This is a genomic window from Rufibacter aurantiacus, assembly GCF_017916345.1.
Lineage (GTDB): Bacteria > Bacteroidota > Bacteroidia > Cytophagales > Hymenobacteraceae > Nibribacter > Nibribacter roseolus.
The window spans coordinates 1,157,166-1,174,261 of record NZ_JAFMSV010000002.1 but is presented as its reverse complement, the minus strand read 5'-3'; the positions used below and the strand labels follow the sequence as shown (position 1 = coordinate 1,174,261).

Annotated in this window: 5 protein-coding genes; 3 read left to right on the top strand and 2 right to left on the bottom strand. The window is 55.1% G+C overall.

Features of this window, described 5'->3' with window-relative positions:
• Window positions 1-72 precede the first annotated feature (72 nt).
• Both hflX and J3P34_RS09925 read right to left on the bottom strand, forming a co-directional pair.
• Complete coding sequence (hflX, locus tag J3P34_RS09930) at window positions 73-1,272, bottom strand: GTPase HflX (RefSeq protein WP_210463245.1); 1,200 nt, start codon at window positions 1,270-1,272, stop codon at window positions 73-75.
• A gap of 9 nt (window positions 1,273-1,281) precedes the next feature.
• The gene (locus J3P34_RS09925) at window positions 1,282-1,980 is read right to left on the bottom strand and encodes a c-type cytochrome (protein ID WP_210488273.1); all 699 of its coding nucleotides are present in this window, start codon (window positions 1,978-1,980) and stop codon (window positions 1,282-1,284) included.
• 148 nt (window positions 1,981-2,128) lie between these two features.
• Between J3P34_RS09925 and J3P34_RS09920 the strand changes: the two genes are divergently transcribed.
• The 3 genes from J3P34_RS09920 (at window position 2,129) to J3P34_RS09910 (ending at window position 16,787) form a co-directional block, all read left to right on the top strand.
• Window positions 2,129-3,253 (top strand): glycosyltransferase family 4 protein, encoded by a 1,125-nt coding sequence (locus tag J3P34_RS09920; protein WP_210488272.1) that lies wholly within the window; start codon window positions 2,129-2,131, stop codon window positions 3,251-3,253.
• A gap of 138 nt (window positions 3,254-3,391) precedes the next feature.
• On the top strand, window positions 3,392-3,934 hold the full coding sequence (gene rfbC, locus J3P34_RS09915) for a dTDP-4-dehydrorhamnose 3,5-epimerase (RefSeq protein ID WP_210488271.1): 543 nt from the start codon (window positions 3,392-3,394) through the stop codon (window positions 3,932-3,934).
• Window positions 3,935-4,607: 673 nt separating this feature from the next.
• Entirely contained in the window at window positions 4,608-16,787 is a 12,180-nt protein-coding gene (locus J3P34_RS09910) for a DUF7948 domain-containing protein (protein ID WP_210488270.1), read from the top strand.
• Window positions 16,788-17,096: the final 309 nt, after the last annotated feature.

Here is a 17,096-nt window from a genome sequence, read left to right as displayed (position 1 = left end):
ACAAGTATGCCACGGCGCCTGTTTCTGGGTTCATTTCTGGCTTGTTTTGCCTGAAAGGGCCCCTAAACGGGTTTACCCTTCCTGAGGCGTATTATGCGGGTAACGCTCAAAATGAATCTTGGACACCTGCTCCAGCAAGACCTGGCGCAACTCATCAATATTGGCCCGGTTTGTGGCCGAGATAAAGATAGCTGGGGTGTGCTGCTTGGCCATGTAAGACGATCTCAGGTCGTTGATGTCCGGTAGGGCGTCCGGGTGCTCTTCCTTCAGTTCCTGCTCTCGCTGCTGCAGGTACAGGTCGGTTTTGTTGAAGACCAGGATCACCGGCTTGTCCGCAGAATGGATGTCTTTCAAGGTATCATTCACCACCCCGATGTGCTCCTCAAACGAGGGGTGCGACACATCCACCACGTGCAGCAGCAGGTCAGACTCCCTGATCTCATCCAGCGTGGACTTGAAGCTCTCAATGAGTTTGGTGGGCAGTTTCCTGATGAACCCAACCGTGTCTGAGAGCAGCAGCGGAATGTTCTCAATCACCATTTTGCGCACCGTGGCGTCTACCGTGGCAAACAGCTTGTTCTCGGCGAAGACATCTGCTTTGGTGAGCAGGTTCATGATGGTGGATTTGCCCACGTTGGTGTACCCTACCAAAGACACGCGCACAATGCCCGAGCGGGATTTGCGCTGCTCATAGTTCTGCTTCTCAAACTTCTCCAGCCTTTCCTTGAGCAAAGAGATCTTGTCCCGCACAATCCGTCTATCGGTCTCAATCTCCGTCTCACCAGGTCCGCGCATGGCCACGCCCCCACCTTTCTGGCGGCTTAAGTGGGTCCACATGTTGGTAAGGCGGGGCAGCAGGTAGCGGTACTGGGCCAGTTCCACCTGCGCGCGGGCGGTGGCAGTCTGGGCGCGCAGCGCGAAGATGTCCAGGATGAGCAAACTGCGGTCAATGATCTTCACCTCCAGCTCGCGCTCCAGGTTACGCACCTGCGAAGGGGAGAGATCATCGTCAAAAATGACCATGTCTACCTTGTGCTCTTTCACATAGGCGATAATCTCCTCCAGTTTGCCCTTGCCCACGTAGGTTTTGGAGTCTGGTTTGTCCAGTTTCTGCACAAAGCGTTTGAGGGATTTGGCGCCTACGGTCTCGGTGAGGAACGCGAGTTCATCCAGGTATTCTTTGGTTTTTTCATCGGTCTGCCGGTATTCAGGCACGGCCACCAGCACGGCGGTTTCCTGTTCTTTGGCAGTAATATGGAGTTGGTTTTTCATGTAGTACGGTTACTTTTTAAGCAAAGTGGAATAGAGCGCCAGCGTCTCCATCTCCTGCTCAGAGAGCTGGGAGCTGTAGCCCGGCATAAGGCCGCGCCCGTTGGCGATGACTTCCCGGCGTTCTTCCACGGTAAGGGTGCTCTGTTGCAGATTAGTGGCGCCGCTGGCTCCCTTCTGGCCATCTACTCCGTGGCAGTTGGCGCACAGGGCGGTGTAAATGGCCTTGGTGTTTTCCAGCTGCGTTCCCTCCAGTTGGGCTAAAATAGGATTGCTGGCCTTTCCCGGGTCTGGGGAGGCAGTACCTACTTTTCCGTTGGGGGAAACGGCCACGGCTTCGCCTTTATCAGGACGCATTTTCAGGCTTTTAGTTTCGGCCACACCGTAGACATACAGGAAAATGAGTACTCCTACGGAGGTCAGGAGTTTGCTGTGCCTTCTGATGCCCACAATGGAAAACGGAATGGCGGCCAGCACCAGCACCACTTTGACCAGCAGCCAGGTGGGCAGCGGCCCGTTGTATTGGATCATTAGATAGCCTCCGCTGACCAGAATGAGCGTACCGGTCACTATGTCCAGCATTTTGGTGGAGGTGCGGGTTTTGTTCAGGGTCTCGTGTTTGCCGGTGAAAAGCAGGAACGCCTTTATCAGAAACAAGATCAGGAACAGGACTACTACCAGAACATGGATGTGCAGAGAAGCGGTGCTCACAGCGGTATAAATTGGTAACTGAGGCTTGGTTTACGTGCAAAGTAAGTACAATGGCGCTGAAAACCGATTAACCCCCGGTAGATTCTGTCCGTAGGAGCGGGTTGCTGCCAAATCTGCTGCTATCTTTGTCTTTTGCTTTATTGTACCCATGCGAATTGCCATTGTTATCAACAAGTCCTGGAATATCTTCAATTTTCGCCTTAGTTTGGTCAAAGCCCTGTTGGCTGCCGGGCATGAAGTTGTAGCCATCGCCCCCGAAGACGCCTATTCCGCCAAGCTGGTGGCTGAAGGTTGCCAATTCGTTCCATTACCCATGGAAAGCAAAGGCACCAACCCGTTCAAAGACATGCTGCTGGTGCGCAAATTCCTGAAGGCCTACAAAAGCGTGAAGCCCGACGTGATTCTGCAATACACCATCAAACCCAACATCTACGGCTCTATTGCGGCGCACTTGGCGGGAATTCCCACCATCAACAACGTGTCTGGGCTGGGAACGGTGTTCATTGTGCAAAACCTGGTCTCTAAGATTGCCATGGCCCTGTACCGGTTCTCGTTCCAGTTTCCGGCCAAGGTGTTTTTCCAGAACTCAGATGACAAAGCGCTTTTCTTAGACCGCAAACTGGTGCGCGAGTCCATCACCGAGGTAATCCCCGGCTCGGGCATCGATACCAAACGCTACCTGCCGGCCCCTGAATTCAAACGGCAAAGCCCGTTTGTCTTCCTGATGGTTTCGCGGGCGCTTTATGAGAAAGGCCTGGTGGAATACGTGGAGGCGAGCAAAATCCTCAAAGCCAAATACCCCGAGCTGCGCATTCAACTGCTGGGTGCCATTGACGAGGAAGGCAACATCGGGATCAAGCGGACCTTGGTGGAACAGTGGGCCAATGAAGGCTGGCTGGAGTACCTGGGCACCTCAGACAACGTGGCCAGCGTAGTTCATAGCGCTGACTGCGTAGTGCTGCCGTCTTACCGTGAGGGCACACCGCGTACCCTGCTGGAGGCCGCCGCCATGGCCAAACCCATCGTCACCACCAACGTGCCCGGCTGCAAAGAAACCGTGATTGACGGCTACAACGGCTATCTCTGCGAGGTCCGCAACGGCACCGATCTGGCCGCCAAAATGGAGCAGGTGTATCTGTTGTCAAATCCAGAGTTGCAGACCATGGGCCACAACAGCCGCCGTCTGGCAGAGGAAAAATTCGATGAGAAGTTCGTGATTGACCGTTATTTTGCCGCCATTGAAGGAGCAACCGGGAAGATTGCCAGAAAGTAAATTTGCAGATTTGAAGATGGGCGGATTTGAAGATTAAGGTTCAGGTTTCCTATACTTCACTCTGCTCATAGATTGAGGATTTACTCCAAACCCAGACCATTTCTATAACCCAAAAGATATCTACTTTAAGACATAAACATGCAAGTAAAGAACTACCCACTAGCGGGCGTGGTGGAAATCACCCCAAGGATTTTTGCTGATGAGAGAGGGGCATTCTTGGAGACTTTCAGTGCCCGGTTATTAGCCGAAGCCGGAATCACCGAGACCTTTGTGCAGGACAATCTATCCATCTCCAAAAAAGGCGTTTTACGCGGACTGCATTTCCAGAAACCACCTTATGCCCAAGCGAAATTAGTAAGCGTAACGGTAGGAAGGGCGCTGGATGTAGCCGTGGATATCCGCAAAGATTCGCCTACCTATGGGCAGTATGTTACTTGTCTACTGGACGCTGAGAAACGCAATTCCTTTTTTATCCCGGTGGGGTTTGCCCATGGGTTTGTAGCGTTGGAAGAAGGCACTATTTTCCAGTACAAATGCAGCAACTATTACCACAAAGATTCTGAGGGTGGTCTGCTCTGGAATGACCCTGCGCTTAGCATTGAATGGGGCATTGACAACCCCTTAGTCTCTGAAAAAGACGAAATCCTTCCCACTCTGGAAGGCTTTGACTCTCCCTTCTAAAGCTTGCATATTGATACTCACAAAAGAGCTTCTGCAATTCTGCAGAGGCTCTTTTGTTTTGTACCTGTTTTTCTGAAAATGATCTAAAACAGGGAATTGAAGATTGGCTCAGTTTATAGCTGTTTCTCTTAATTGCTTTCCCCACATTTATTTTCGGCCTGATTTTAGGAAATCGCTCCAAAAACAGGCAGTAGCGCCCTGAGCGTTTCTAACATCCGCAAAATGCTTTTTCAGGCAAGTGAATAAGCATTAGCCAATCTCTGCCGGATAACCACCTCTTCATTTTGGGTCTGGTTTTCACAAAAGACCCTCTAAACATAAAACAAAGCCCAATTCTCATCCAGTACACCAGAATGGATTGAATATAGCCTTTTAACTATGGTTAGATCTAGATAATTAAATATTTCTAATTTTAAATTAGCCAAATAGGGGATTGTAGGGTTTGGTCTGTCTTCTAATTCCTGTAAGACTACAATCTAAAATGCCATTTGCCCTATGTTATCTGGTTAAAAGATAAATCATCCCCCTTCAGTACCGCAGACGCTTCTTTTTTGTATCAGCCCAGCGCTCTTAGGCAGTGGAAAAAATCCATGTCCGGAGCTGCCTGGAAAGTTATTGTCCCATTTTCTGAACCTATGAACTCCTTCAACACGCTCTCAGCTACCCTTTGCCAATGAAAAGCTACTCTACCAGATTTTCCCTTGCCTTGATTATGTTTCTGCTCACCCTACTACGGGTGCAGGCGGCAACTCCAAAATCGACTAAACCGGTCCATTTCATTCAGAACCGGGGCCAGATCCAGAAGGAGGAAAGAAACCTGCAACAGGACATTGAATATGTGGCCATGGTGCAAGGCGCGACCATTTACTTCGCCGCGGACCAGATCATCTATAATTTCCAGAAGAAGGAAAGCAGCAGCAAGCAGGGAAAGAACTCTGGCAAGGAGGCAATGAAGGAGCAGCAAGTGGTCATGAAGCTGGTCAACGGCAACCCGCGGGTAAAGATCCTGAGCCAGCAGAAGGCCGAGGAATTCTACAACTATTATCTCCCGCATTGCCCTCAGGGCATTACGGGCGTTCCGGCTTTTCAGAAACTGGTCTATCAGGAGGTGTATCCCAACATCGACTTGGTGTTCCATGCCAGCGCTAAAGGCGTGAAATACGATTTTGTGGTCCATCCGGGTGGGAAGGCCTCGGACATCCAGATGCAGTACGCGGGAGCCACAGACATCAGCATTGACAAAAAAGGGCAGCTCCAGATTGTGCATCCGTTGGGAAGCATCCAGGAAGAGGCGCCTTACACCTATCAGCAGAAAGCAAAAGAAGGAGCATCGGCGGAGGCGGTGACCTCGGCTTTTACGCTGAAGAGCAAAAACAACATTGGGTTCAAAGTAGGGGCCTATGATATGGGTAAAGACCTGGTCATAGACCCTTTTGCTACTTATTACGGTGGTTCTTTGTTTGAAGAAGCCACTGATGTGGCCACCGATGCCACGGGCAACATCTACTTCACTGGTAACACCTACAGCGAGGATTTTCCTACCCAGACCGTGAGCGGAGGCTACAACCAGACCCTGCACGGCGGTTCTTATGATGCGTTTGTGGTGAAGTTTGACAAAAACGGCGTGCGCCAATGGTCTACCTTTTTTGGGGGCGGGAGCAATGAGACGGCGCGTGGTCTGGCTGTGGATGCCAATGGCAACGTAATCGTGACGGGTTCCACCTCCAGTACCAATTTGCCCCGGTTGGCCAACGGCGGCTTTGAGCAGACCACCTTAAGTGGATTTGATGATGCCTTTATCCTGAAACTGAGCGCCAGCGGGGCCCGACTCTGGAGTACGTACTACGGCGGGGCCGAGAGCGAGGAAGGGCACGATGTGGCCACCGACGGCGCGGGCAACATCATTGTGGTAGGCTCCACCAACAGCAACAACTTTCCACTGCAGGCGCCGGCCGGCGGCTACAGCCAGCCCGCCCGGGGCGGCGATGATGATGCCTTCATCCTCAAGTTCAGCTCGGGCGGTGTGCGCCAATGGGCCACTTTTTACGGCGGCAGAAATGAAGAGATTGCCACCGGCGTAGCCACCGATCAGAACGGCAGCATCTGGGTCACCGGCCAGGCGTATGGCGCCATGCCGGTACAGAATTTGGGCGGCGCCTACAACCAACCCAGTGTTGCTTCTACCAACGAGTCAGACGCGTTTATCCTGAAGTTCTCCGGCGGCGGTGTGCGACAATGGGCTACCTATTATGGCGGTACGGGTGAAGATTACGGAAGCCGCATTGCCGTAGACGGCGCCAACAACGTGCTGGTTACCGGTACCACCGAAGGCTTTTCTTTCCCGCTCCAGAATTTGGGCGGGGCCTACAACCAGGCCCAGGCAGGCGGCGAGGAAGATGCCTTTATCCTGAAGTTCACCAACGGTGGTGCCCGTACCTGGGCCACCTTCTACGGCGGTCCGCAGGAAGACTACGGCAAAAGCATCGTGGCCGACCGCAGCAACAACATCTACGTGGTAGGCATCTCCGAAGGCATGGGTTTGCCCACCCAGACCATCGCCGGCGGTTATAACCAATTGCAAGGTTCCTCAGAAGACTACACCGATGGTTTCCTGCTCAAATTCAACTCCGCCGGAACCCGGCAATGGGCTACGTACTACGGTTCCATGGAAGACGATGTGTTGAATGGCGTGGCCACCGATGCTGACGGCAATGTGGTAGCGGTGGGATCATCGCACAGTACTGACCTGCCCGTGGTTACGAACCAGGGCGGCTACAGCCAGGGCAATAGCGGCGGTGGCGAAAAGGTGATCGTGCTTCAACTGACGGGTAACGGGAAATTGTCTACCGGCCAGACCGCTCAGACCATTGAATTCGCCGCCCTTGAAGACCGGGATGGCGAGGGAAGTATCACCCTCAAAGCCAAAGCCAGCTCGGGGTTACCGGTAACCTATACCGCCGCTGGCCCAGCCCAGGTGCTGAGCGGGAATATCCTCTGGATTGAAGGTTTTGGCAAAGTGACCGTGACGGCACAGCAAAGCGGTAACAGCGTGTACGCACCAGCACCCTCGGTGGAAAGAAGCTTCTGTGCCAAAATAGTACTGCCGGATTACCTCAACGAGGAAGATGGGAATTACTGCGTGGGCCAAGGGAAATACTCCGTCTACGAGGTGGAGGGCGCCACTTACCAATGGTCGGTTTCGGCGGGAGGTACCATTGTCTCGGCGGTGGGGCCCGAGGTTACCGTGAACTGGGCCAATGCCGGCAAACACATGCTTACACTTAAAATCACCAGTAACTGCGAACCGGCCGGTAAAACTACTTCCTTTGAGGTAGACGTGGTTACCAGTCCCAAGCCGGGAGCCATCACCAACATGGTGCCCGCGCAGAATGCCGGAGGGTTGTCTTTGCCGCTGACTTTCTCCTGGGGCGCCTCGGCGAATGCCACTTCTTATGATTTCTATCTGTGGCCGGCCAATTCACCGGTTCCGCCTACCAGACCTTACGAGGATGACCTCACCGCCACTTCATTCACAGTGTCTTCCGGCTTGGTGAACGGGGTGACTTACAAGTGGAAAGTAGTAGCCAGGACCAGCTGCCAGACCACCGAAAGTGCCGAGCAGACCTTCGCGCTGGGTTGTACCACGCCCGCACAGCCCCTTGCTATTACCGGTAAGACCCCGGTTTGCGTGAGCCCAGATGCCGAGTTTTACTCTGTGCCTTCCGTAGCGGGGGTAACCTACACCTGGACTTTGTCCGGGGGAGGCACCATGACATCGTTTAGTAACATCGCCATGATCACCTGGGCTACTCCGGGTACCTACACCTTGACCGTAACTCCTTCCCTGGCTTGTGGTACCACCGGTCCGGCGCGTTCGGTGCAGATCACGGTCACCCAGATGCAGGCGCCGGCCGCGGTAAGCAATATGCAACCCGCCAACGGCATCGGGGATCTGTCCTTGCCTTTGAATCTTTCCTGGGCGGCGGCGGCGAATGCCACCGCTTATGATGTGTATGTCTGGCGCGATGGTACCTCCCGGCCTTTCACACCTAATGGTCAAAACCTGACAACGCTGTCGCATACCCTCACCAGCGGACTCAGCAACGGAATCACCTACAAATGGCAGGTAGTGGCTAAAAACGCTTGCCAGGAGACCGATGGACCCGTTCAGACCTTTATCATTAATTGCGTAACACCGGCCCAGCCTAGCATCATCAGCGGGAAGACTACGGTCTGCCTGGAGCAGCAGGACTACCGCGTAGCCAATGTCAATGGGGTGAACTACACCTGGTCGGCCGGGGATGGCGGTATTGTGTCTGGTACGGGCAATTCAGTGGAAGTCACCTGGACCAAAGCGGGCACGCATACCCTTACCGTTACACCATCGGTGGGTTGTGGGCAAGCGGGTCCCGCCCGTACCCTTCAGGTAACGGTGCAGAATATATCTGCCCCAGGCATGGTCAGCAATATGCTGCCCGAGAACGGTAAAACTAACGTATTGATTCCTCTGGACCTGAGCTGGAGTGCGGCGGCCAATGCTACTTCCTATGACCTGTACATCTGGCCAGACAACGGCACCAGCAGACCTTCCTTCCCCTTTGAGGACAACCTGACCAATTTGGGTTTCAGGGTAACCAGCGGGCTGGAGTATGGCGTGACGTACAAGTGGCAGGTGGTGTCTAAAAACAGCTGTAACGAGAAAGACGGGCCAGTGCAGACGTTCAAAGCCAACTGTCTTCCTCCGGATCAGCCCAAAGCCATTGAAGGGCTGACCAGCGTTTGCCCCGGCATTTGGAAATATGAGGCTAAAAACTCCAATGCCGCCAGCTACACCTGGCAACTCTCCGGGGGCGGCACCAAAACCGAAACCGGCGCCATACTGACGGTGAACTGGACCACCCTGGGTACGCACACTATCACTGTGACGCCGGTATCCGCCTGCGGGGCGCAAGGCCAGTCCCAGACCCTTACCGTAGTGGTAGGCAACCCGGTAGCCCCGGGGGCGGTCACCAACATGAAGCCCGCCAACGGAGCCCAGAATGTCCTTGTTTCCACTCCGCTTACCTGGGATGCCGTTGCCAATGCCACTTCCTATGATGTGTACATCTGGCCAGAAACTGCATCGGCTCGGCCTCAGTTCCCCGCCGCTTCCAATTTGGTGGGACCAGCCTACACGCTTAACCAGAAGCTGGCTTCTGATGTGGTGTACAAGTGGCAGGTGGTGGCCAAGAACAACTGCCGCCAGACCGATGGGCCGGTGCAGACTTTCCGCACGTTCCCGCTCCCAGACCTCACCATCGTAAGCAAAACCATCCAGGCCACCGCCACCAGTGGTGCTACCATTCCGGTTACCTGGGAAGTGAAGAACATCGGCAAGACAGGTACAGGCAACACCCAGTGGGTGGACCGGGTGTACCTGTCCACCGACCTTGACCTGCGCCGTGATGAAGACCAGTTGCTGGGTACTTTCCCGCAGGTGACCTATTTGCAGCCAGAGCAGTCCTACAAGCAGGTGCAGGAGGTGACGCTGCCAGCCACCCCGGGTACCTATTACCTGTTTGTCATCACGGATAACGAGCACGCCAACTGCGCCGGAGCCCTCACCGGGGACCAATGTTCGCTAGGCAGATTGACGGGCAAGGAAACCCTGCACGAAGGCAATGAGCAGAACAACTTTGTCCACCAGACCCTCAACATCCAGGTAGGCCCTACGGCCGATCTAAAGGTACTCTCGGTGGGTACACCAACGGATGTCTTCAATGGCAGTAGCATCAACGTTACTTACTCGGTGCAGAATATTGGCGAGGCGAGTGCCCTGGGCAAGAAAACTTACGCAAGCGGCGTGATACCCCAGACGCAGGTAGTGGGCGGACGCGGTGCCAAGTTGGGACCGACTGCGAGCTGCTATGACCATTACTGGGTAGACGGAATTTACCTGTCTTCAGACAACCAGTTCTCGCCCGCGGATGATATCTACCTGGGCTATTCTTTCGTGAGCCTGAAAAGCACGACCCAGAAAGATGTCTGCGGCAACTTTACCGGCGTTCCGCTGCCCAGAAACGAGACCTACAACCTGGTAGCCCCCGTAACGCTGCCCATCAATAAAGTAGGGAAGTTCTACGTGTTTGTGGTGGCCGCTGACAAAGACGGAGTAGACGAAGGTTCCCGCCTCAGCAACAACGTGAAGGCTAGCGGTGAGATCACCATCAAACTGACGCCGCCGCCTAACCTGGCCGTTATCGCCGTAAGCGGACCGAACACCGCGTTAGCTGGCACCGAAGCCTCTTTCTCCTGGACCGTGAAAAACAGCGGGGCCTCCGCGCCAAGAGCTACTGAAAACGTGTGGCACGACCACCTGTACATCTCCAAAGAAGCCACTTTCAACAAAGAGACCAGCATCAGCCTGGGCAAGTTCTACCAGACCCAGGGAACGGACTTTGTAGGCGCCAAAGGAGCCTACACCGAGACCAAGAGCATCCGGATACCGGAGGGCATTGCCGGAAACTACTACGCCTACCTGGTCACCGATGAAGACGATAAGGTTTTTGAGCACACTTTTACAACTGACAACCTAAAACGCAGCGACAAGCAGATCACGATCTCCGCCGGTAACTACGCTGAGCTGGAGGTACTCAATGTGGAGATGCCTACCGAGGTCATTGCCGGAAGAGAGTTTAAAATCAAATATCAGGTCAAAAACAGCGGCACCGGAAAACCGGGCGCTGAGTACCAGGATGCGGTTTCCTATTCCACCACCGCTACCTGGGACCCTACCCGGGAGATAGGAACCCAAAGGTTCACCGGTCAGCCGGAGCCCTCCCAGACCCAGAACCGCGAGATGACGGTAAGGGCTCCTAATTTGGAAGGTGACGCGTACTTCTTTGTGCAGACCGACCCCCGTAACAGGATCTACGAGAACAACGAGACCAATAACCTCAAAGGGTTCGGGACGAAGGTGCGGATCAGATTGGCTCCCCTGGAGCCAGACCTGGAGGTATCTGGGCTCACCGCCCCAACCGTGGCGCAGGCCGGAACATCCATCAAACTGGATTGGAAGGTTTTCAACGAAGGCAACGGCAGTCCCATCGTGTCCACCTGGGCAGACGGAATGTATCTCTCCAAAGACCGGGAACTGGACCCCACAGACATCGTGCTTTTCTCCAGGAACTTCCGCGTGAGTGGGCTGGAACCGGGCGCCACTTACAACGCGACCTATACTACAGAAATCCCCAGAGGATTGGCCGGTGCCTATTACCTGATCCATCTGGTTGACCCAGATAAACTGATCTCCAATGAGGTAAACAGAACCAATAACCTGCAGGTAAAGGAAATCACCCTATCTTCTTCCCCCGCTGCTGACCTGGTGGTGACCAAGATTGAGGCGTCTAATGTGGCTTTTGCCGGACAGTACCTGAAGGTGAAATTCACCATCACAAACCAAGGGCAGGGAACGGCTGTGAGTAAAATCAGTGACCGCTCTTACTGGCATGATGCCATCTGGCTGGGCCTTGATCCGGCGCTGGCTTCCACCGCTACGAGCCAGACGCTGGGCAGTAAGGTTAGAACCGTTACCCTGGCCAAAGGAACCAGCTATACCGACAGCGTGGAAGTGGATGTGCCCAAGTACCTCAATGGCGATTATTACCTCTTCGTGCGCACCGACAACCAGGACATGGTCTTTGAGCACGACAAAGAAGATAACAACCTGTCCATCGCCCTGCCGCTGAAGATCACGACGGCGCCTCCGGCCGATCTCATCGTGGAGAAAGTGAACCTGACCCCAAGCGTGTACCTGGGCGAGAACCTGCAGGCCGCGTACACGGTGAAAAACGTGGGCACGGTACCGGCGGTGGGCAACCTACGCAACAGCGCCTTCCTGTCAACAGATGCTACCCTGAACGCGGCCTCGGATGTGCTGCTGAATTACGGCGAGACCCGCATCAACCTGGAGCCGGGCCAAACGGTTTCCGGCACTTTGATGGCCCCGGTACCGGGCATGCTCCCCAACAGCTACCAGGGAATCCTGCTGGCGAACTCCAGCAACGCGGTGCATGAGAGCAACCTCAACAACAACCAGAAAGTAGGAGACACGCCGGTCAACGTAAAGATCAAGTCTCTCTTCCTGAACGTGCCGGAGATTGCGCCGCTCAAACTCAATGACCAGCTGTTCTACCAGGTGGCCGTCACCGCCGACCAGGACCTGCTCCTGACTTTGACTAGTGATCAGAACTACGGCCTCAACGAGGTGTATGTGGCCTACAACCGCATCCCTACCGCCGCCAACTTTGACTTCAAGTACACCGATGTCAACCGGCCTAACCAGAAAGTGCTCATTCCGCAGACCAAAGCCGGTAATTACTACGTGCTGGTAAGGGCATCGTCAGGATTCGGGGGTAGCCAGAACGTGACCTTGCTGGCCAAAGCACTGCCGTTTTCCATCATGAGCATCACGCCAAACCGCATGGGCCAGGGCGTGGTGAGCAGCACCTTGCTGGGCGCCGGGTTCCGCCAGGGCATCAGCATCACCTTGAAAGGAAGCAACGGTACTACCTCTGTTACCGCCGAGGTGGTGAAGATGGTCAACAGCATGGAACTGAAACTCCGCTGGGACCTGACCAACACGCCCAAAGGTATCTACGACCTGGTCGCCACCAACCCCAACAACCAGCAGCAGATTCTGGCGAAAGGAGTGACCGTGGAAGCCGCGAGTAAATACGCCGTAGACTATGTGCCGCAGGCGCCCAACGTGCTGCGCCGGGGTAAAGGCGGTTTGTACACCTTCTCCTTCCGGAATACTTCCAACGTGGATATCCCGGTACTACACGGTACGCTTACCGTGCTGGGCGATGCGGATGTGACGGTGGAGAAAATAGAAGGCAAGTTCCTGACCGGTTCTGACTGGCCCATCGCGCCTGGCATCCCCAACACCGATTACACCGTGGTAGGTGGCGCCAAGGAGGTTCCGTTTATCTCCCGCAACGTGGCCCCGGGTGAGCAGATGACCATCGCCCTCAACGTAGGCCTCAAGGATTTCAAACTGAACAGATTCCCGCTCACGGTGAAACTGCTGGCCTATTCCAGGAGCACGCTCATGACCAACCTGAGTGAGCAGATAGAGATTTCCCGTCGGGCAATTCTCGCTGATCCGGCCCTGTTGAAGGCAGACCAGGTGGAAGGATTACTTACTCTGGCTGGAAACCAGCGTAAATTCGGGCAAGCCGTCATGGCTACCCTCATCTCCAACGGCCTGCTCTCTTCTGCAGACACCACGGGTTTTGATTACACCTGCCCGGTCTGCGGGCCAGTACCTTCCAATCCGCAGCCGCCGCAGTCAGAGGACCAGAACCCAGAGATGATGGCGTTTGACTATGATCCGGGGGCCAGCCCAGGTTCCACCATCATGCCGACGGCTACGTTTGCGCCGGGGCAGGACTACCTGTGGGAAATCAACAAGTACAATGGCAATGCCGGGGCAGACCCGGGCTGGGACCTGGTGAAAATCAACGGCCGATTGAACATCACCGCTACGGCGCAGAACCCCTTCGTGATCAGGGTTTCCTCGCTGGACTATGACAACTACCCAAGCTACCTGGCAGGCTGGCACCCAGCCGTGGACAAATGCTGGCCAATCGCCGTGGCCGAGGGTGGTATCACCGGTTTCTCTGCAGACAAATTTGCCATTGACACTTCCCGTTTCGTGGCTTATAACTACACCTACAAAGGCAAGTTTTCGGTGAAAGTAACAGGCAATACACTTTACCTGTGTTTTACCGCATATGTGCCCAAAACGGGAGAGCCTGGTGTGCCCGGCGCCCCGGGTGGTTACGGTGAACCCGGTAGCCCCGGCGGACAAGGCGGACCTGGCTCAGGAACCATCAGCCCGGGTGCTGGTGGACCAGGTGGAGCCGGCGGTCCTGGCGGCGGAGCCGGTGGCGCAGGTGGTAAAGGTGGTGTTGGCGGCCCAACAGGTCCGGGCGGTCCCGGAGGCCCAGGTGGTCCTGGTGGATCGGGTGGAGGCTCAGGTGGCGAAGGCGGTGAAGGTGGTCCGGGTCCGCAAGGCCCAGGTCCCGAGGGTCCAACCGGTCCTACTGGTCCGGTAGGTCCTGAGCAGCCAGGTACTCCTCCGGGCACCCCGCCGGGAACGCCTCCGCACAGAAAACCTACGTCCAGACCAAAAGGTCCGGGTTCTTACCGGTACAGCAAGTCTTATATCCCAGACTGGCCGCAACAGCCGCAGAACCCAGATGACAACCAACCGCCTACCACGCCTAAAAAGTGTGATGAGACCATCTTCTCTGAGGATGACTGTAAAAAAGGACTGGACTTCCTGAACCAGATGGTGAAAGTACGCACCGGCGCCAGCGATCCGTATTCGGCGGTGATAGGCTCAGTGTCCACGGCTACCTCAGAATGCTACACCAGTGCTATTATTGGGGGCGTGGGTGATGCGGTGAACACCACCATTGGAATTGTGAAGGGCGGTCCTACGCCGTTGGTCATCACCAGCGCGGTGCTCAATGCTGGTAAGTTCGGGTTGTCTCTCTACAGCTGCTCTTTGCCAGAAGGAGACCGGAAACGCGATGTCCAGTTTGTGATTGACCTCATTGGTTGCTTTAACTCTTCCAGTGCGCTGGAGTTAGGAATTAACGTGGCCAGCTGTTTCGGGAAACTGTTCTTCTGCACCGACATTGTGGCCTCCTGTGACCCGAACGAGATCATCGGGCCAGTAGGCTTCGGGCCGAACCGGATGGTGTCCTCTACCGTGCCGATGGGCTACAAGGTGACCTATGAGAATGACTCCACCAGGGCCTCGGCCCCAGCCCAGCGCGTGCGGGTTACCGTGCCGCTGGACAAAGACCTGGATCCGCTGAGCTTCCGGTTAGGTTCCTTCGGGTTCGGGCCGTTCAACTTCAACGTGCCTGCCGATCTGGCCAGCTACCAGACCACCCTGGCAATCGCAGATTCTGTGGGCTACAACGTGGAAGTAACCGCCGGGGTAGACGTGGTGGAGAACGAGGCGTTCTGGATTCTGCAGACCGTTGACCCAAGCACAGGCTTACCACCCGCCGATCCGTTGAAAGGCTTCCTGCCTAAAAACAACGCAAGCGGCGCCGGCGAAGGCTACGTGACCTACACCGTGCTACCGAAGAACACAACGGTTACCGGAGATACCATCCACGCCCGAGGCTCCATTGTCTTCGATACAAATGACCCGATTATCACAAACCGGGCTCAAAACATCCTGGACGCGAAAGCGCCTGAATCCAAGGTAGCGGCGTTGCCGGCCCTGGTGGAAGCGACTACGCCGGTAGCCATCACTATCCAGGACGAGGCGAAGGGCAGTGGGGTGCAGTCTTATGACCTGTATGTGTCTGAGAACGGAGGGGCGTTCACCATCCTGAAAGCCAAGCTGAGCGCCGGCGCGGCCTACACCTTCAAGGGAGAGCCAGGCAGAACCTACTGCTTCTTCTCCATAGGCAGGGACAACGTAGGTAATCTGGAGCCGATGAAGCTGAACGGTGAGGCTTGCTTGCTGGTGAAAGGCACCGATAACACCAAGAAAGTGGCTGTATTGCAGCCTAACGGTGGCGAGCAGTACTGCCCAGGTACCCCGATCAAGATTGCGTGGGGAAGCCAGGGCGTGCAGAACGTGAACGTTTCTTACTCAGCCAACGGAGGCCAGACGTTCCAGAGCATCGCCACAAACCAGGCGGCAACCGGTTCGCTCAACTGGGCGGTTCCGGCTACCCTGGCGGCCTCAGATAACTTCGTGATCAAGGTGGAAGACGCTAACTCTACCAGTGTGAGAGACGTAAGCGACAAAGCCTTCAGTGTAGGCATTACCGCACCAGTGAACGCAGGTGCCGACCAGACCATCTGCCAGAATCAGGCTGCCTTTGCTCTTTCCGGCGCTAGTCCGGCAGGCGGAACCTGGAGTGGAACCGGCGTAAGTGCCAACGGAACCTTCAACCCGGCCACGGCAGGCGTAGGAACGCACACCTTGACGTACACCGTGCCGGTGAACGGCTGTACCACCAGCGTCACGAAGAAAGTGACCGTGACCACGGCCTCGGCGGTAACCCTGGCTAACCTGGCTCCGGTAACCGAGACCACCGCGCCATTTGCCTTGACTGGCGGCTCGCCGGCCGGAGGTACCTACGCCGGAATGGGCGTGGTGAACGGAACTTTTAACCCTGCATTGGTAGGCACCGGAACCTTCACCATCACCTACACGGTAGACGGAAACTGCGGCGCCTCGGTGTCCAAAGTCATCGCGGTGAATCCGGTGATCCTGGCGCCTGGTACGTTGGCAGCCCAAGCGGTGTCCGGGTCTCAGATCAACCTGAACTGGACCGACAATACTACCTCTGAAACCGGGGTAGTAGTGGAAAGAGCGCTCTCCGCGACTGGTCCGTTTACCGTAGTAGCCACGCTGCCCGAGAACACCACCGTCTACGCAGACAAGGGGCTCGCCTCCAAGACCACGTACTACTACCGCGTGAAGGCCATCAACGCCACCAACGCACAGTCTGACTACACCGCCGTGGCCAGTGCCACCACCAAGAATGACATCACGGACTCACCGTACGGCCTCAACAACACCTACGTGAAGCTGTTCCCGAACCCAACTCGTGACAAGGCCCATGTGGAATACCTGTCAGAGAAAGGCTCGCAGAAAGTGATCATCATCCTCTACAATGCCCTGGGCACGCCTATTCTGGAAAGAGAAGTGAAAGTACAAGGCGGATTGTTCAAGACCGAGTTAGATCTGAGCAACCTGACCACCGGTGCCTACTTTATGCGCCTGATTGACAAGGATCAGATCTTCTACAACAAGGTGATCAGGCAATAAGTAGCGTTGCTTTTAACAGAAAGGGAGACCATTTTCATGGTCTCCCTTTTGTTTATTATGACTTAGGGAATAGCGTTTGTTTTTGAGGCTATTTTTTAAAAATAGGCCCGAAACGGAAATCGTCTTTGACGGTTTTTGGCCTAATTTTATGAGAACAGGCTTGAAACGAAGAACCCACCCCTACCCCTTCCAGGAGGGGAATCTCGCAATTCGTCAGTGCGCTATATAAGTTGCAGGTTTAGTTAGTGAGAACACCAACAATGGGCAAAGACACGCTTCCCTTTCAAAGGAGAAGAAATTGTTTACCCA

What these genes read in the sequence shown, in the direction of transcription:
- J3P34_RS09910 (WP_210488270.1), top strand. Translation starts at nt 4,608, where the DNA reads ATGAAAAGCTACTCTACCAGATTTTCCCTTGCCTTGATTATGTTTCTG.
- J3P34_RS09920 (WP_210488272.1), top strand. Translation starts at nt 2,129, where the DNA reads ATGCGAATTGCCATTGTTATCAACAAGTCCTGGAATATCTTCAATTTT.
- rfbC (WP_210488271.1), top strand. Translation starts at nt 3,392, where the DNA reads ATGCAAGTAAAGAACTACCCACTAGCGGGCGTGGTGGAAATCACCCCA.
- hflX (WP_210463245.1), bottom strand. Translation starts at nt 1,272, where the DNA reads ATGAAAAACCAACTCCATATTACTGCCAAAGAACAGGAAACCGCCGTG.